Genomic DNA, 18,625 nt, shown 5'->3' with positions numbered 1-18,625 from the left:
CGAGATATGAGCCGTACAAAAGTGCATGTCATACCCCATACTCATTGGGACCGGGAATGGTATTTTACCACTTCCAGATCGAAAGTCTACTTGGTGAAGCATGTGAAAGAAGTATTGGATGCGTTGGAAAACGGGGACGGTTTTAAATACTATCTTTTGGATGCTCAAGGGTCATTGCTCGACGACTATACCCGCTGGTGCCCGGAAGATGAAGAGCGCATTCGCCGCCTAGTAAGCGATAAGCGTCTGATGACTGGACCGTGGTATACGCAGACCGACCAATTGGTGATTTCCGGAGAATCTATTGTACGTAACCTGTATTACGGTATGGAAACCGCACAGAAATACGGTCATGCCATGAAGGTCGGATATGTGCCGGATGCCTTCGGTCAATCGGCGCAGATGCCACAGATTTATCAGGAGTTTGGTATTCGGCATTTTCTATTCTGGCGTGGGGTGGCAGATAACACCAATCCAAAAACCGAGTTTTTGTGGAAGGGATCGGATGGCAGTCAAGTGTTTGCGGTACAGATGCCGTTTGGCTACTACTATGGTGGCAATATTCCGGAGGAAGCGGGAGAACTTGAGGCGTATCTCGATAGTCAGATTGGTGCGCTGGAAGAAAAAGCGTCCACTCGCCATGTTTATTTTCCCAACGGTTTCGATCAGGCGCCGATCCGCTTGAACTTGCCGGAACTGATTCGCACGTTTAACGAGCTGGACCCGGAACGGGAATATGTGATGAATGAGCCGGAACGTTTCCTTGAAGAGATTGAAAAAGACAGCAGTGACCTTCCTGTACTGGAAGGAGAGCTTATGGAAGCCAAGCATATGCGTATTCATAAGTCGATTTTTTCCACACGGGCCGACCTTAAGCAGCAAAATAATGAGATTGAAAACTTAATCGTGAATACGCTGGAGCCTGTACTGTCGATCAGTCATGCACTTGGACATGAATATCCACATCATATCGTGAAGGATATATGGTTGCTGTTGTTTGAAAATGCGGCTCACGACAGCATTGGTGGCTGCAATAGTGATACGACGAACCGAGATGTGGCCTTTCGTTACAAACAGGCGCGCGATATCGCGGAGAATTTATTAGAGCTGCACAAGCGAATGATCGCGTCGAAGATTAAGCAGGAGGAGACTTTTGCCTTCACCGTCTTTAATACGTTGCCTTATCAGCGCAAGGGAGTGACGGAGATTGAAGCTTACTTGCCGGAAGGAAGCTTTGTCATTCGGGATACGAAGGGTCAGCAGCTTCCATATACGATTACCGAGAAAGTGGAACAAACCGACTACGTGCTTGGTCAGCATATTGATCTGAATCCGAGCAAAAAGGTGTACCTGCCTGAGCGTGTGTTTCGTGCCAAGCTGTTAGTGGAGCTTCAGGAAGTCCCTGCTATGGGGTATACACAAATCGTGTTTGATTTCAGTTCGACTGGGGATGCGATAGCAGAACGCAGCAACGGAGACTGTATTGAAAATGAATTTTTTACGATATCTGTACAGGAGAAGGGGGCATTAAGTATTACGGATAAAGTCTCGGGGCGTGTGTACGTGGATCAAATGGTTTTCGAGGAAAATGGAGATGACGGAGATTCCTACAACTATTCTCCGCCAGAACGTGATCTTACTGTTTCTTCGCTTGGTGCTGATGTGGAGACGATAACATCCAAAGGTCCGGTAGCCGAGGATCTATCCCTTCGGATGAAGCTGAAGGTTCCGTATGACTTAAATGAGCGTTCCGCTGCTCTGACTTCGGCTGAGTTGCCACTACAGGCATCGGTCTCGCTACGTAAAGGCGAGCGTCTGATACGTTTCTCAGTGGATGTGGACAATCAGGTGTTGAGTCACCGTCTGCGGGTGCTTTTTGATACCGGGATTGCCTCCAAGCTATCCATTGCAGATCAGCCGTTCGGCGTCATTGCCCGTCCAACTACGCTGGAGGAAGTAAAGGTATGGGAACGGGAGCAGTGGACGGAGAAGCCGATCACCATAGAGGCGATGCAAAGCTATGTTGCGTTAAACGATGGCTCACGTGGAGTAGCGGTGCTGACCGAAGGGGTAAGAGAATATGAAATCATAGGCCCTGAACATGATACAATAGCGCTGACGTTATTCCGTACTTTTGGATATATGGGTAAGGAGAATCTGCTATATCGCCCAGGTCGTGCCTCGGGAGAAAAGATCGTCGAAACGCCGGACGCACAGCTGCTAGGTGAGCTTTCGTTTACGTTTGCTCTACATGTCCACGAGTCTGGGTTTGATGAGGCGGACATCGCTCGAGCAGCGAAGGAATATTTAACGCCGTTGTCCAGTTATCAGCTGTCTGATTTTCTCAACGGTCGCTTAATATTTGCCTTCCGTGACGAAGAGCGAATATTCGAGCAAAACTACAGCTTGTTATCATTTAGCGAGCCTTCCAACGTCATCTTAAGTGCATTCAAGAAAGCAGAACATAGCGATGGGTATGTCGTTCGTGTGTTTAATCCTTATCTGAGGAAAGACGCAACTGCACGTATCACATATGGTGGATCAGCCCACTACGAGTTGGTTTCGCTGGATGAGCGCTCCAAGGGGGAGACACTGGTTGCATCCGCTTCGGAGGGTGCACAATTGCCGGAATTGCAGCATTGCAAGCTGCTGACAGTACTGGTAACCCCGGAAATAAAGTAACGTGGCAGTAAAATACGGTTTATCGGAAAGGAGGTCTTAATCTACATGGTTTTTCCCTACAAACGCTTGAAAAAGCTGTACCAGCTCATTAGTGGAAATGATCAAGGCTGGTCTTGGACCACCAAGGCGCTCGCTGAGCGGCTGGAGGTCACGGAACGGACAATCCGCGACGACCTCAAGAAGCTGGATGGTATGCTGAATGAATTTGGAGCACACCTGGAATCCAAAAGGGGCAGCGGCTATACGATCAGGGTTGATGATCATGAGAGATACGGTTTGTTCGCGGATGAAAGTCAAGAAGAAACAGAAGTAGGTCAGCGCCTGCCAGAGGCTCCAGAAGAGCGCATACGGTATGAGCTGTTCAAGCTGCTGAATGCGGGGGAATACGTGAAGATGGAGGGCCTCGCCGATGAGCTGTATATTAGCCGGGCAACAATGAATAATGATTCTAAAATCATTCGTCAGATTCTGGAGGATTATAGCCTCACCCTGCGCACCAAGCCAGGACATGGTGTGAAGGTGGTAGGGGAAGAAAAGAATATTCGTTACTGTCTGGCTGAATATGCCGATATCCGCGATGAAGAGGGGCAACGCAGCGGCATGCCCTTGGAGCAACAACAGCTGTTTCAAGGATTAGATCTCTCGCAGATCCGCACAATTATTCTAAAGCATTTGCGGAGCGTGGGGACCAAAATGGCTGATTTGGCCCTGAAAGACCTTATTACTCATCTGGCGGTCATGGTGCTGCGGGTGAAGGAAGGACATGGGATAGAACGCTTTGAGGCAGTGGTGGGCAGTCAGCGGGATATTGAATTGGCTACCACCATTATGAGGGAAATGGAAGAGGTATTTGGCATCATCTGCCCTGAAGGAGAACTGGATTATGTTCTGCTGCATATTGTCAGCAAAAAGATGACCGAAACCGAGTGGGAGCGTCTTCAGTCTGACCGTCTCTTCTTGACAGTGCACGGGATGCTGACGTTTGTCTATGAACGCTTCACCTATGACTTGCGTGACGATGAACGGTTATCCCGGGATTTATTTGTACATTTAAAGCCAATGCTGATCCGGCTGGAGCATGGCATGAACATGCGCAATCCGCTGCTTGGACATATCCGCAAGTATTATCCGCTTGCTTATGAAATCACAGTAGGTGCAGTAAAAGAACTGCAAAAATCGTTTCCATACGACATCAACGATAACGAGATCGGTTATTTGGCACTTCATATCGGAGCTGCACTGGAACGTAAATACCATATTCCTCATCGGCGTCGCAAAACCGTGTTGCTGGTGTGCGGCTCCGGCTACGGAACCGCCCGTATTCTGGAATCCAGGCTGCGTTCGCTGTTTGCTGAGCTGGATGTATCCCGTGTGGTTTCCCTTCGGGAATACGAGGAAATGTCCACCGTCGATGAGGACCTGGTCGTTTCGACCATTCACTTGCAGCAGCGTAAGGATAAGCCTTCGGCGGTGATTAGCCCGATTCCTTCGGAACGGGATATGGAGACCATGACACGGATGGTACGTGCCAGCGATGAGGAACAGGAGACATCACTGCTGCGGTATTTTGACAAGGAATGGTTTATGACTCGCTCCGATCAGCCGAGCAAAGATACCCTGATTGAAGAAATGAGCGATATTTTAAAGCAAAAAGGAGTGGTGACCGACAAGTTTTTGCCAGCAGTCAAAGAAAGAGAGAAGCTGGGTTCTACTGCGCTGGATCGAGGAATGGCCATTCCCCATCCTCTGGAGCTAAGTTCTAACCGAACAGTCGTAAGTGTGTGCTTGCTGGAAAATCCGATCCAATGGGACGCTAACCATGAGGTTCACGTAGTATTCCTGCTCTCAATCTGCAAAGAGGACTATGAGCAGGCCATGGGAATTTATGATTTGTTTGTAGAACTGATCCGGCAGGAGGAAACGCTTGAACGATTAAAGCATTGTCATTCCTTTGATGCCTTTATGCTAATCGCCCGTCAGGTGCTCGCAGTCAAGAGTAATGATTTTTATTAAGGTAAAAAAGAGATCATGCGTGATCTCTTTTTTTGGTTCATCCATGTAGTTTGGAAGAGTGAAGCTTGATTAATAAAGCTAGCTGATCCAACGAAAATTTATGGTTATCCCTAAGCTGTTTCCGAATTTAGTAATTTTACGTTCCATTCCAATCACCTTACCCATCTCTTTATCCTCCTTATTATACTATTTAACCGTTATAACAATTCATACATAGTTTTATAATATATAAACATATAATTTTTCAGCTTATATCTGCTAGAGAAATAGCTTGTCAGACTGTAATTTGGTAATCTTATGTAAGACTTGTATGGGGAATATATTTATATTATTTCATTCAAAAGGGGCGAGTGAGATGCTGAAATCACCATTAAAGGAAGAACTGACTCGAATACTCGAAGAGCATTCACTTGATGATGAATTAAAAGAAGAGCTCTATCAGGAAGCCGAAGCTACGATACAATTTCATCTAGAGCATGAGGAAAACTATGAACATGTTGGAAATAGTCGGATCGCCGGCTATCCAGATTTGCCGCCTTCGATCGAGTGGCCGTGTAATTCAGACGGAGAATATTATACGTTTATTGCTCAGATCAATCTAAGTGAGTTGCCTTTTTCACCATTTGAGGGATTGCCCCATCAGGGCATACTATACTTTTTTCTTGGGCTGGATGAGCCAGCTTATGATATTGAGCATAAAATCTTTTACTATAACGGCGATAGCAGCGCTTTGCAGAAAACTTTGCCGCCGAATGGGAAGGTTGAAGTATGTGCCGAGAACAGGGATTTCACCGCGTATGCAATTTCCTTTCATCCGATCCTGACACTACCCTCGGAGGGTGAACTAGGAGATATTCTTGTAGATCAGTACGAAGAGCTTTATGAGCTTCTATATGAACATAGCGACACGGTGTGGGGACAGCATCAGTCTTTTGCCGGGAATACTCGTCGGGATGCTTATCTGTGCCGAAACGGGCTGGAGGGTCTTCTGTTTAACTGGCATAAGAGTGAGAGTCAGATCCATCAGGAAGCCGAGCAAGCTATGCATAGGGGAAGTACGGAGTATGCGGAGCAGTTACGATCCAGAGTGCTGCCTCAGCTGCAAGAATACCAGGCTAACCGGGAAAAGCACGATCAAGCTTCAGCAAATTGGCATGTTCTGCTCTCGGTATCATCCTTGAATGAGGTCGGTATGTGCTGGTGGGACGCAGGGTATTTGGAGTTTTTTATAGATCAAAGGGACTTGCAAAACCTTGATTTCACGCGAACGTATGTTAATCTGGCTACGAGCTAGCCAGGGCGACAGACTCATGTTTATGACGAAGGCAAAAGGCCGGGGTTAGAGCAGGGTGCTTTTTTGTTTGATAAAAAGTAGTGAATTGAGCATATGGCACAGTAGGTTTGTTTTGCCTGACCGTTGGGAATTGAACGATTAATCAAAGGTGGTCCTATATAGGACTGCCTTTTTTAGATGTAAATGAACGATTGTACTCTGTTATTAGTCTTATAGATGAGACCACAACAAGGGGGGGACACACATATGACTGATCGAGAGCTATTTGAACTATATAAGGAACAGATATATTATTTTTGCTATTATCTGATGCAAAATCAAGCAGATGCGGAAGATGTTTGCCAAGAGGTATTTGTCAAAGCAATCTTGGCCGACAGGTCAAAGGTACAAGATCTCAAATCATGGATTTTACGAATTGCTTCCAATGAGTGCAGCAATGTGCTTAGAAGGCGAAAGACTGGGCTGATGAAGGAAATACGAACTTTTTTATTGTCACGCCCTCATTCATTTAATCCGGTGGAAGAGAGCTTATATCATCGAGAAACTCAGACAGAGCTACACAAGCTATATAACAAGCTTCCAGATAAAATTCGAATGGTCGTGATCCTTCGTTATGTAAACGAATTGACTGTGCCGGAAATATCTAGAGTTATAAATATACCCGAAGGAACAGCTAAATCCAGATTAAATCGGGGGCTTAAACTGCTAAAAAAAATGGTGGTATCTCAAGTAAAGGAGATGAATAGCAGTGAGTCGGTATTTTGAAAAAGAACAGCATATTCCTCAACCTGAATATGATGCAATGTGGGTGAATATAGAACAGGAAGCAGCCAGACGAAAAGAAACTCTGCAACAGTCAGAGGAAGCACCTACACCTAGAACAAAAATTGTTCCTGTGAGTATCGTATTATCATGTTTTTTACTCGTTGCCATCCCTGTATTCGCTAGTGTAACTATTAATTGGGATAAAATAGGCGGACGTAGTGTAACCAATGCGCTAAATAATGGTATTGGCCAGCGGTATGATCTAAAAGCAACCAATGCAGGCATTACGATGAATTTGAATGGTGTTGTAACAGATGGTGAAAAAATGAAAATGCTTATCTCTCTGGATCCAGGAATCGATCCAACCAGTTATATTGGGTTTGCTATAGAGAACACTATGGTAACTAGCAATTCTAATAACAAGGAACGAGCACACGGATATTTAAATTACGATCCTAAAAGCCAGAAACTCCTTGGTATTTATGAAACTGTTGATACATTAAAAGATCGGAAACAAGATTACACACTTGAGGCACAGAATCTAATTTTTTATCGTAATCAGGACATTCCTCTAAAGACGGATTATCAAGCCGGGGATACACTTGTTACGGGGACCAAGCAGTATCCTAACATTTATATAGAATCCGTTCGACAAACCAACAACAAGACTGTTGTCCGCTTTAGAGTTGCTACAGCTCCATCCGATTTAGGACGTGGGAACCCGCATTTAGTAATGAAAGTGGGCGACAAAGAAATAGACGCAATCCCCACCATTCTACCTAGCGACAGCCCAGACTTGAATATTGAGCAGGTATTCAACATGACTGCACAAGATTGGAGTAAGGCAAACCTCCATTTTAGTTACATTGAGGAAGCAAAACGAATTGAGGGCACCTGGAAGTTCGAATTTGAAGCGGATGGGAAAAAAGCAAGTGAAGCGATGTATTCTAAGAAGTTGCATAGCAGCACTGAATTCCAAAATAATACAGGCGCTACCCTAGACCAACTGATTGTTACCCCCTTGGATATTGAAATTCTAGTAACAGAGCGTGATTCACTTAAAAAGGGAAATGTTCATTATAAAACAGCTCAACTGGTTATAGGTGATAAAAAAATTAGCGGAGGTCGGAATATTAAAGGAGTTGATCCTGAAAGTTATCAACACTTATATCAGTTTGAATCTCCAGAATGGTATAAGGACTGGTCTGATGTTCCAATGAAACTTATATTGAAAGATGCTGTCATTGAGAAACGTGATACGTCTAAAAATTGGGTCACACTTCATAAACCTAAAGGAGAGAAACAGTTCGCTGGCCTTAAAGCGGACGGTTATCAAATTGATTTTGCATACTATATAGAGGGAAAAGATTTGATTGTCGAATCGAAATCCGGTTCCCCTGGCTTCAAAGGTGTCAGCCAAACAACGATGCGAATTAACGGCAAAGAAGTAGTACCTGAGATCATTGCGAAGGGTATGGTATCCACAGGCGTTAATGTTGATCGTTATAAAGATATTAAATTAGACGGAAGATTGGAACTAAATCCTGGCATCTACAAGTACAGTGATCCTGGACGTGATATTGAAGTTGTTTTGAAATAGATAGGGCGTTCGCCGCCTATTCTACAGATACGTAAATATAAAAGCCCTTCCGGCTTTCCATGAGGGAAGCAGCGGAAGGGCTTTTGTTATATATACTTGCCTATGGGGGGAGTTTATTTATATCCGCTGCACGGTGAACTCGAATTCCAGCTTTTGATCGGCTGGAATTTGATATTCCTCATGTACTGGAGCACCCCAGCTGTCGTCGCCGCCTACGCCCATTTGCTTGCCAGCTACGGTGACAACGGTGTAATAAACGTTCGGTAACTCATACACATGGTATGCACTTTCCAGCTCGAACGCTGTATACGGCGAAATATTGCATTCCACCGGCGCGGTGGCAGGTGCGGTAATGCGGATGCCCCGCTGGGAATCGTTAGTAATATCGACACGGCGCACGCCTGTACGATTGCCGGATTCCTGTGGCACGACATACCCGGACACGTTATCCGCAGCTTCGTTGCGGAATACGCCAAGTCTAGCACCGAAGGCCCGGTCGATGTAATTCTCCTCTGGTCCCATCGCATACCAGTCCAGATGGCGGTAGTCCGCTGGAACCTTGAACGAAAGGGCAAAGATCGGCAGGTTAGGCAGTCCCGATACACCTTCATAGGTGGATTTTACGTTCAGACTGCCGTCCGCCAAGACGGTATAGGCTACCGTTACCTGTACGTCTGCATGAATGCTCAGCGTGTAGCGGAACGTAATGGTCACACGGTCTGCCTGCTCTTCCGTGACCTCGATACCCACACATTTACGCGTCAGACTTGCAGCGAACCAGCCACCAGCTTCAAAACCGAGTGCGGTTCCCCGATCATTGTCTGTGGTCGCCCGCCAGAACAACGGGGCAGGAGGCGTAGCGATCATCTCACGTCCCGCGTAGCGAAGTGAAGTCAGGCTACCTGCTCCTTTGGAGAACATGATGCTGAAATCTGCACCGTGAACGCCAATATTTACATCGCCATGTACTACTCGTAGGGCTCCACCTGTAGGAGCTTTTAGCGGACTTGGATCTTCCACAATGAAAATATGCTGCCCGAAGGCCACTTCATGCCCAGCCTCAGCCCAAATCGTCGCTTCCTTCAATACAAGCGCCGTGTGAATGACATATTCCCCAGGCTTCCCGTCTGTGCTTGGGAACGTCAATGGAATATAGGCTTCGGTCTGAGCCGCCACATCCACATGACTCACATTTCGCGTGATCTCTTGACCTTCATGCAACAGGCTGTATACCAGTTCATAGTCCCCTGTTCCCTCGAACAGGTTTTCGTTGCGAATGGTCACACCTTTGGTATCCGGGATGAGCTTCAAATTTTGGTACAGGAATTTGACCTCCTGCATCTTCGGTGAAACCTTCCGGTCCGCATAGACAATTCCGTCCGTACAGAAGCCATAGTCTGTTGGACGGTCGTCAAAGTCGCCGCCGATCGCGAGGTACTCGCGTCCGTAACGATCTTTTTTCATGACCGCTTGGTCGATGTAATCCCAAATAAAACCGCCCTGATACAGCTCGTATTTGTTCTCCAACTCGGTATACTTGTGCATGCCGCCCACAGAATTGCCCATCGCATGCATGTATTCGCAATTGATATACGGCTTTTGTGGATTGTCATTCAAGTATTGCTCGATATCAGCGGGCTTGGCGTACATCCGGCTCTCCATATCGCTGGTATCATCATACGTACGATTGTGAAACACGCCTTCGTAGTGTACCAGACGGCTCGGATCGGTGGACCGGAAATAGTTAGCGACATTGCGTAGCACTTCGCCTGCATACGACTCATTTCCGCAGGACCAGATCAGAATGGATGCATGGTTTTTGTCCCGTTCCAGCATGGAAATAGCGCGATCCATAACGATATCCTGCCATTCAGGCAGATTGGCCGGAATATTCCACGAAGGCTCGACCGCGCCGAGTTTTTGCCAGGAACCGTGTGTTTCCAGGTTCATTTCGTCAATCACGTATATCCCGTACTCATCGCACAGCTCATACCACAGTGTCTGATTCGGATAATGAGAGGTACGTACAGCGTTCATATTGTTCTGCTTGAGTGTCCGAATATCCCACAGCATATCTTCACGGGAAATTGCACGCCCGGTACGAGCGTTAAATTCATGACGGTTCACGCCCTTGAACACAATGCGCTTGCCATTCAGATGCATGACCTTGTTCACCATCTCGAATTTGCGGAAACCAACCTTTTGTGGGATCACCTCGACGAGTGTTCCATCGGCATCATAAATTTGAATGAACAACGTGTACAAATAAGGCCTTTCCGCGCTCCAGCGCTCTACTTGCTCCAAAGTTGCTGACAGCGAGGCGATGCCATCTGTAAAGTCAGCTTTCAAAGAAGCTACTATATGTCCGGTGGCATCCTTCACATCGACAGTTGTATGGGCTGTTGCTGGTTGCTCCAAAGTCAGTTTCAATTCCAGCAGGCCCTGCGTGTAGGTAGCATCCAGGTCCGCCTTGGCATGCAGGTCGCGTACGTGAACAGTAGGGATCGTGTACAAATATACGTCTCTGAAAATGCCGGAAAAACGCCAAAAATCCTGATCCTCCAGCCAAGCTCCCGTACTTCTTTGATATACCTCTACCGCCAGCTTGTTTTCGCCAGCTTGCAGGTAGGGTGTCAGTTCAAAATCAGACGGTGTAAAGCTGTCCTCGCTGTAACCGACAAATTGTCCGTTCAGCCATACATAGAAAGCCGACTCAACACCTTGAAAAGAAATGAACACAGGCTGCGCGTCAGAAGCCATATTTTCAGGCAAAACAAAGCTTTTGATATAGCTCCCGACCGGATTGTGGTCTTGTGGAATATGAGGTGGACGAACGTCCGAATGTCCGTCCCACGGGTACATCGTATTGGCGTACTGCATTTGACCGAAGCCTTGCGTCTGAATATGACCCGGCACTTGAATATCGCTCCAGCCGCTATACTCAAAGTCAGGGGCATAGAATTCTGCTGGGCGAGTAGCTGGATTCGTCGCATAGTTGAACTTCCAGCTCCCATTCAGGCTGTGACGCCAGGCCATATCGGCCTGGTGCTCTGCTTCCTGAAGCGTGGCGTAATATTTATGATCGGAATAGGCAGGCAAGCGATTTACCGCGAATTTGGTCACATCGGTGAGCCAGTCCAGACTAGGGGTATGAATGGTCAAGGCGAACACTCCTTATTTTTAAATTGAATGAAGACCGTATACAGAAATCTATTATTTTACCGAGCCGACCATACCTGCGACAAAGTGCTTCTGCATCAGGAAGAATACCAGTGCAGTCGGCAATGTGGACAGGACAATGGCGATCATAATAACGCCGTAGTCCGGTGCATAGCTGGAGCCGAGGTTCGAGATCAACAGCGGGATGGTTTGATTTTCTGGCGTTTGCAGTACAATCAGAGGCCAGAGGTAGTTGTTCCAGCTGGACATGAACGTGATAATTGCGGCAGCGGCATAGGTTGTTTTCATCGTAGGCATATACACCCGGAAGAACAGACCCAGCTCGGATAATCCATCCATCCGGCCAGCTTCCAGCAGATCCTTGGGAAACATCTTGGTGCTTTGACGGAAAAAGAAGATCAGGAACGCCGTAGTTACGGTCGGAATAACGACAGAAGAGAGCGTATCAATGCCGATCCACGGTATCACATTAGAAATGCTGCCGAACATCCGGTAAAGCGGGATCATGATTGCCGCAAACGGAATCATCATTGACATCAGCAGGATATTGAAGACAACGTCTTTCGCTTTACTTCTGTAAATTTCAAAGCCATAACCAGCCAGTGATGCAATGAGCATCGCCAGCAACGTCGTTGAGATGGAAACCTTTGCAGAATTGCTTAGTGCTGTAACGATGTCTACTTGTTCGAGCAGATTGTGCATGTTATCCATCAGATGGGAGCCTGGCAGAAGCTTGCCTTTGGTCACATCGACTGACAGGTTCGTGGAGCTGGATAGCATCCACAGGAACGGGAAAATCGAAATGAATGACACAAGAATCAGAAAGGCGTACGTAAATGCTCTTTTTGTTTTCATCATTTTTTCTCACCTGCCACTTTAAACTGGATAATCGACAAGATAATGATCATAATGACGATGGAATAAGATACGGTCGCCGCATAACCAAAGTCGGATGAATACTTGAAGGACAGATTATAAATATATTGCGAAATGGAAGATGTCGCGTTACCTGGTCCACCTTTGGTAATATTCATGATTTCATCGAAGAGCTGAAGTGTACCAATCGTCGATGTAATCGAGGTGAACAGGATAATCGGCTTAAGCAGTGGAACGGTAATGCTGAAAAACTGCCGGATCGGGGAAGCTCCGTCAATACGGGCCGCTTCGTAGATGGAACTGTCAATGTTTTGAAGACCCGACAGGTAAAAGATCATGTTGTACCCTGTCCAGCGCCATGTGATCGCGATAATAATCGTTACTTTGGCCCAGAAAGGATCTGTAATCCATTGGATTGGCGTGCCAATCACGTGCAGGTTCAGCAACAAGGAGTTTACCAAACCGTCAGCCGAGAACAGATACTTGAAAACAACCGAATAGGCTACAAGGGATGTGATACACGGCAAGAAGATGGCGGTGCGGAAAAAGCCTTTGAATTTTAGGTTTTTATCATTCAACAATACGGAAATAAACAGAGCCAGAATGACCATTAAAGGTACCTGGAAAATTAAATAAATAAACGTATTCTTCACAGCGGTAATGAACATTTTGTCAGTGAACAGACGCTTATAGTTATCAATGCCGTTAAAGCTCAGATTAGACCCAGTACCCGTCTTAAAGGATAAGATTAGCGCCTGAATCATCGGATAGAAATAAAAGGCGGCAATCATGATCACTGCGATGGATATGAACAACCATCCTGTCATACCTGCTTTAAGACGTGTTGTAGTCATTTTGGGCGCGGCTGTCTTCATACCATGTCAACTCCCTATGCAGCAATAAAACCTTGAACTCGCAAGCCCAAGGTTTTAAGTGCTTATCGTTTTATTGTTTAGCCTTGGCTAGATGGACTGACTTATTTAAGCTGTGCTTCCGCTTGTCCTTGAGCGTCCTTCAGAACTGCATCTACATCTTTTCCGTTCAGGTAGTTTTGAATTTCAACAGTCATGATGTCCTCAATCGCATAAGTGTGCAGGCCATAATTGACTTTTGGAACTTGTTTAGTCCAATCAGCAAATTTCTTGTATACTTTGTCGCCACCGAAGTAAGCATCTTCCACGTCATAAGCTTTACCGCTGGAAGCTGCGTTCAATGAACCAACAATTCCGATTTTGCTCAGCATATCTTGATACAGCTCTGTATCTGAACCGAATGTTTCTTTCAGGAAATCAGCAGCGGTATCTTGACCGTCCGAGTTGAGGACATACCAGGAGCTGCCGCCGAGGCTGGAAGCATTCACGGATTCAGGTATATTTTTCAGTTTAGGGAAAGGAACAACAGCCCATTTACCGGATTGCGAAGCTTCTGCCTTAATCGAAGGTGTAATCCAGTTACCTGTAGGTACAGAAGCAACTGCACCGCTGTTGAATGCGGCCAAGAATTGACTCCAGTCGGCATTCATTTTAACAATGTTGGCGTCGAACAAGGATTTGTACGTCAAGAGCGCTTCTTTCAGAGCTGGATTACCAGCCAGGTTTGGTGTTTTACCGTCTTCTTTCAGGTACCAAGAACCTGCAGTTTGGATCATGCCACGGATCAGACCGAGGTCATTCGGATCTTGAGTCAGCATATCTTTGCCTGTTTTTTGTTTTACAGCTTTACCGATTTCAATAAATTTGTCCCAATCAATATTGGTCAAGTCCGCTACTTTGTAGCCAGCTTGTTCCAGATAATCCGTTCTTACATACAATCCCATAACGCCGGAATCGAAAGGAACTCCATATTGCTTGCCGTTGTAGCTAGTCGGTCCGATTTTATAATCAGCGAAGTCAGATGCTTTGATCGAATTAGTCATATCATGGAAAGAATCGGGATAGGCTTGCAGGAAGTTCTGTGCCCGGTAATCCTCAATTAGAACCACGTTCGGCAATCCTTTGGTAGAACCGGAGTTGAGACCGGCATTCATTTTTTGTACGATATCGTTTTGAGCATATTCAACAATGTTTACGGTTACATCAGGATGTTTGGCAACATAACGATCTTTTGCCAGCTTCAGGGCTGCGATGTTAAAGTTCGGGTCCCAAGCCCAGACCGTAATTTCTTTCTTGCCTGAATCTGTGGTCGTAGCTGCTTTCTCAGAATTGCTGGAGCATGCGGATAACAAGATCAAGCTTGCAATCAGCAGAAGGAAAGACATTTTTTTCATTTTATTCAACCCCTACTCTTTTTTTATATGTTGCTAACCATGTAGAACTTTTTTTGAAAGCGGTTACCTTGTTTATGAATTTAGTTTATCATCCTTGCTTTACTGGCAGTTAGGAATATCTTTATACAGATTGGTCTTATTATTATGATTTATCCAAAAAGGTACCGCTTACATTTGTACTTTCTTTAGACTTAGGTAGTTTTTATAGATTGAACTAAAGATTTTCACGAAGCGCCACTGCGCGGCCGGATGGTGCTTCCCATCGCTGTTGTGCCTAGATGGCTAGCACCATTCCGCCCACTCCGTTCTTGTTCCACCTTTTTTGTTTCGTTTAACCTATATTTTTTATGGGGTAGGAGGAGCGGGTTTTACGATTAGAGGCAGTGTCATTCTTACTTTGGTGCCCTCGCCCTTCTTGCTGGAAATGGTCACGCCATATTCTTCTCCATATAAAAGGGTAATGCGATTGTGCACATTCTGGATGCCGATGCCCGTAAATAGTTGGCGTTTGCTCTTGGGATTCGGCAGTCCGTCCTGCGCTGTATTTCCGTCCAAATCCATACCGTCTCCATCGTCGACTACTTCACAGATCAATGTATCCTCTGTTTTCGACACCAATATATAGATGTGCCCTGTATTTTTCTCATTAAACGCATGGAAAAAAGAGTTTTCGATAAAAGGCTGAATAATCAGCTTGGGCACATGATACTCCAGACAATCAGGTGATACAAAATAATTTACCTGTACCCGTTGCCCATAGCGCACATGATTAATGAATACATAATTTTGCATGTTGGCCATTTCTTGCTCGATGGTGATCGTTTCGCTCACATTGCTGATTGTATTTTGCAGCAAGGAAATGAGCGCATTAATCGTCTCGGCGGCAGTTTCCTTGTTTCCTTTGAGCACTAGCATTTTGATTGAAGCCAATGTATTGTACAGAAAATGTGGATTGATCTGCCGTTGTAGTGCAGCTAGCTCTGCATTTCGTTGGCCTTTTTGGGTTTCTAAAAGCTTACGAATATAATCATTGAGTTCATCAAGCATGTAGTTGTAAGCATGACTTAACTGTCTGACCTCGTAGCTACCCGTGACCGGGATATAATTATCAAAATTTTTCTCGCGTATAGTCGACATTTGCTTGACCAGCCGAGTCAGAGAACGAATCAGGCGACGTGAAATGAGAAAAACAATCACCAAAGCAATCAGTACAATGGCGATACAGATCCAGACAACAGATTTAACGTCAATAATTTGCCCAACTGCGGTTTGCCTATCGATCATGTTCACCAGATAAAAATCAAATGAAGGGATATAGTTGGAAAGAACGATGCTCTCCTTATTCATTACATCCGCATTAATATAGTTTAGTCCCTGTTCATTGATTTTGGTGGCATAGCCCAGCAGCTCACTGGAGCGTTGTCCGATTAGGTCCTGACGGTTGCTCGATACAATCAGTCCCGATTTGTCCAAGATCAGCACATCATTACCGTTACTCGTGAAATTGTTATAAAAACGCCGAAATTCTGGCTCCCGAATGGCAATGTAGATCATTCCGTACAAGGTACCACTGGTTCGCTCCATAAATGGTTTAGAGGCGATGATATAGGGTGTGGGTTTTTGCATGGTGCTAGTCATTTGTTGATGAAATAACTCCGTATCCATTTGATACATAAGCTGTGCCGGGCGTGCTACACTTCGGGCCGTAATAGCACTGCTCTTAAGCTGCTCCGCAGTTACAGGCCAATAGGAGGAATCGGAGTAAAAGCTCCGTCCGTTCAGACCTGTTACAGCGACACCGACATCATAAGCATCGACGTTCGATTTAATTTGCTTCATTTGCTGTGCCATACCGAAGTAAATCCTTGCCGAGTTAATCGAGTCAGATTGGCCGCTAGTCAAATAGTTTTTGACGGTTCCATTTTCCGAAGCATGGGTTACAGCATTCACGATGGAGTCATTGAAGGATTCAAAGCTGGATTGAATCTGGCTAAGCACCTTGGCATTCGTAATACTGAATGTTTCAGCGAATAGTCGTTCAGACATTCGAATCGTCACCAAAGAGGTCAGCAACGACACCGCCGTGATGCTGACCACCATAACAATAAAGATTTTGAAGAACAGACCTTGATATTTGATCTTGTGGATATATCTTTTCATATTCGATCTCTTTTCTGCTGGCAGATATGCGCTTGCTCTCTAATGGAGATGCTCCCGGCGGTACTGGCTGGGCGAGTAGCCCTTCACCTTTTTGAACACTTTAGTAAAATAGCTGGGGTCCGAATAGCCTACTGTACTGCTAATATCTGAAATGGGCAGCGTCCCCGATCGCAGTAATTCAGCAGCCTTTTCAACCCGAATTTTGTTTAGATACTCGCTAAATCCCTCTGTATGGTGTGCCGTAAAATAACTGGATAAATAAGAGGGGTTAAAATGGAAATATTGCCCAAGGTTCGTCAAATTGAGTGTTTCAGCATGATGTTCCTCAATATACTCCAGCAATTTTTTCATGCTTGCACTACTTCCTTGCTGCGTCTTAGCCAGGATCTGTCGGTTCGCTTCCTCTAAAAAAGTCTCCAGCAACCGTACGGCTTCATGTACATGAGGGGCATCATTAATTGTTTTGAAATACGAATATTTCGCCGCATCAAGCTCCTTCATATCATACCCCTGATTCCCGAGCAAAATTGTAATGTTGAACACGATATTTCCGAGCAGCGATTTGAATTCAAAAGCGGTCGAGGTGTAGTTGCCGGACATGGCGGCTACATAAGACCTCAAATCCTGAAAAGCTGTATCAAAATGCTCACGCTTCATCTCTTCCGTAAACTGTTTTAAGTTAAACGAACGATTCACCTGAACAGGCTGAGGGAGTTCATCTTCAATCAGCAGCGCTGTCTCTGGGAAATAAAAACGGTAACTTAGTAATTTGGGCAGCTCATCCTGATAGACACTGCTAATCTGATTAAAATCATCAAATAGATGACTGACCGCCCAGCCTGTCTGCGGATCGACCTGCTTCGTCTCTTGAGCAACTTCCCTAACCGCAGCCATCCAGGCATCTAATTCCCGTGGTCCCAGATTGGCTAAAAAAACGGCCGCATACCTATCCGATGGCAGCTGTCGCAGAACGATGTGTTCACAGGCAGAGTCTACTCGGTCTGTAAGCTTGGAAAATAGGTCCGAAGCCGAGGGAATGGTAGAGCGTCCCTTATCTTGCTGTACCGACTGTTCTATACCTATAAGCGCAAAACGGGCGTAAGGAAATGCTTGCTTCACCAGCTCAACGTCATAATCTATGCTATAGCCAGAGATCAATTTTTCGATCACATGATCCATCGTGATTTGATTATTCCCGGCATCCTCCTGGTACTGAATGGATGGAATTTTGCGGGCTGTTCGCTGGAGCACCTGAAGCAGCTCATCTGTGTCCAGCTTGGGCTTCAAAATATAGTCAGCCACACCTTGCTGAAAGGTGGAGCGTACGTAATTAAACTCGCCGTAGCTGCTGAGCACAATCACCTCGATATCTGGATAGTTCTGTCTGACGATGCGTGTCAGTTCCTCACCATCCATGATCGGCATTACGATATCCGTAATGACAATATGAGGACGCAAGGCTTCAATCAGCTCCAGCGCCTCTTTCCCATTGGAGGCCTCACCTACAATTCGAAATCCGTATTGTTCCCACGACAAATGATGTTTGATCCCTTGCCGTACCAATATTTCATCATCTACAATTAAAATGTTGCATAGCTCATTCATGACAGCACTCTCCATAATTATATCTATTCAAAAAAGACGCCATTAAGGCGAGGGCTTAATCATCTGCCGGACACAGTTGATAACGCTTCCAACTTTAGCTAAAATCTAAAGCTTTTAATCTTTACATGCTAACATAAACGGCAGGGTGATTCCAAAGATAATTTAGTTCAAATGGCATACAAAA

The 18,625-nt window shown here is 45.6% G+C and carries 11 protein-coding genes; 5 read left to right on the top strand and 6 right to left on the bottom strand.

Annotation, left to right across the window (positions count from 1 at the left end; genetic code table 11):
- The first annotated feature begins 6 nt into the window (after positions 1–6).
- The 5 genes from mngB (at position 7) to HFE01_RS16395 (ending at position 8,354) form a co-directional block, all read left to right on the top strand.
- Complete coding sequence (gene mngB / locus HFE01_RS16420; RefSeq protein WP_243208207.1) at positions 7–2,682, top strand: mannosylglycerate hydrolase; 2,676 nt, start codon at positions 7–9, stop codon at positions 2,680–2,682.
- A gap of 45 nt (positions 2,683–2,727) precedes the next feature.
- Entirely contained in the window at positions 2,728–4,695 is a 1,968-nt protein-coding gene (locus HFE01_RS16415) for a BglG family transcription antiterminator (protein WP_107734433.1), read from the top strand.
- A 355-nt stretch (positions 4,696–5,050) separates the two neighbouring features.
- Positions 5,051–5,989 carry a YwqG family protein gene (locus HFE01_RS16405; RefSeq protein ID WP_107734434.1) on the top strand — a complete coding sequence of 313 codons (939 nt, stop codon included), beginning with the start codon at positions 5,051–5,053 and terminating at the stop codon, positions 5,987–5,989.
- A gap of 246 nt (positions 5,990–6,235) precedes the next feature.
- A complete protein-coding gene (locus HFE01_RS16400) occupies positions 6,236–6,754 on the top strand; it encodes an RNA polymerase sigma factor (protein WP_107734435.1) in 519 nt (172 codons plus the stop codon).
- Positions 6,738–8,354, top strand: a complete 1,617-nt coding sequence (locus tag HFE01_RS16395; protein WP_107734436.1) for a DUF4179 domain-containing protein — start codon at positions 6,738–6,740, stop codon at positions 8,352–8,354. Before HFE01_RS16400 ends, HFE01_RS16395 begins: the two co-directional genes overlap by 17 nt.
- A gap of 117 nt (positions 8,355–8,471) precedes the next feature.
- Here HFE01_RS16395 and lacZ read toward each other — a convergent pair whose 3' ends face one another.
- The 6 genes from lacZ to HFE01_RS16365 form a co-directional block, all read right to left on the bottom strand.
- Positions 8,472–11,516 (bottom strand): beta-galactosidase, LacZ type, encoded by a 3,045-nt coding sequence (lacZ, locus tag HFE01_RS16390; RefSeq protein WP_167438539.1) that lies wholly within the window; start codon positions 11,514–11,516, stop codon positions 8,472–8,474.
- A 51-nt stretch (positions 11,517–11,567) separates the two neighbouring features.
- Entirely contained in the window at positions 11,568–12,392 is an 825-nt protein-coding gene (locus HFE01_RS16385) for a carbohydrate ABC transporter permease (RefSeq protein WP_013368914.1), read from the bottom strand.
- Positions 12,389–13,285 carry a carbohydrate ABC transporter permease gene (locus tag HFE01_RS16380; RefSeq protein ID WP_016820161.1) on the bottom strand — a complete coding sequence of 299 codons (897 nt, stop codon included), beginning with the start codon at positions 13,283–13,285 and terminating at the stop codon, positions 12,389–12,391. Before HFE01_RS16380 ends, HFE01_RS16385 begins: the two co-directional genes overlap by 4 nt.
- Positions 13,286–13,386: 101 nt before the next feature.
- Positions 13,387–14,676: an ABC transporter substrate-binding protein gene (locus HFE01_RS16375; RefSeq protein ID WP_025363733.1), complete on the bottom strand. Its 1,290-nt coding sequence runs from the start codon at positions 14,674–14,676 to the stop codon at positions 13,387–13,389.
- Between the two features lie 345 nt (positions 14,677–15,021).
- Positions 15,022–16,836: a cache domain-containing sensor histidine kinase gene (locus tag HFE01_RS16370; RefSeq protein WP_107734439.1), complete on the bottom strand. Its 1,815-nt coding sequence runs from the start codon at positions 16,834–16,836 to the stop codon at positions 15,022–15,024.
- A 39-nt stretch (positions 16,837–16,875) separates the two neighbouring features.
- Positions 16,876–18,441, bottom strand: coding sequence for a response regulator transcription factor (locus HFE01_RS16365; RefSeq protein WP_107734440.1), 1,566 nt, complete (start codon positions 18,439–18,441; stop codon positions 16,876–16,878).
- Positions 18,442–18,625: the final 184 nt, after the last annotated feature.

Origin of the sequence: Paenibacillus sp. EKM10P, assembly GCF_011800655.1 — a bacterium.
Taxonomy (GTDB): domain Bacteria; phylum Bacillota; class Bacilli; order Paenibacillales; family Paenibacillaceae; genus Paenibacillus; species Paenibacillus polymyxa.
Note: the sequence above shows the minus strand (reverse complement) of the source record. Positions and strands in the feature narration are given on the sequence as shown.

Coding starts and splice junctions, on each gene's coding strand:
- mngB (WP_243208207.1), top strand. CDS start 7: ATGAGCCGTACAAAAGTGCATGTCATACCCCATACTCATTGGGACCGG.
- HFE01_RS16415 (WP_107734433.1), top strand. CDS start 2,728: ATGGTTTTTCCCTACAAACGCTTGAAAAAGCTGTACCAGCTCATTAGT.
- HFE01_RS16405 (WP_107734434.1), top strand. CDS start 5,051: ATGCTGAAATCACCATTAAAGGAAGAACTGACTCGAATACTCGAAGAG.
- HFE01_RS16400 (WP_107734435.1), top strand. CDS start 6,236: ATGACTGATCGAGAGCTATTTGAACTATATAAGGAACAGATATATTAT.
- HFE01_RS16385 (WP_013368914.1), bottom strand. CDS start 12,392: ATGATGAAAACAAAAAGAGCATTTACGTACGCCTTTCTGATTCTTGTG.
- HFE01_RS16380 (WP_016820161.1), bottom strand. CDS start 13,285: ATGAAGACAGCCGCGCCCAAAATGACTACAACACGTCTTAAAGCAGGT.
- HFE01_RS16375 (WP_025363733.1), bottom strand. CDS start 14,676: ATGAAAAAAATGTCTTTCCTTCTGCTGATTGCAAGCTTGATCTTGTTA.
- HFE01_RS16370 (WP_107734439.1), bottom strand. CDS start 16,836: ATGAAAAGATATATCCACAAGATCAAATATCAAGGTCTGTTCTTCAAA.
- HFE01_RS16365 (WP_107734440.1), bottom strand. CDS start 18,441: ATGAATGAGCTATGCAACATTTTAATTGTAGATGATGAAATATTGGTA.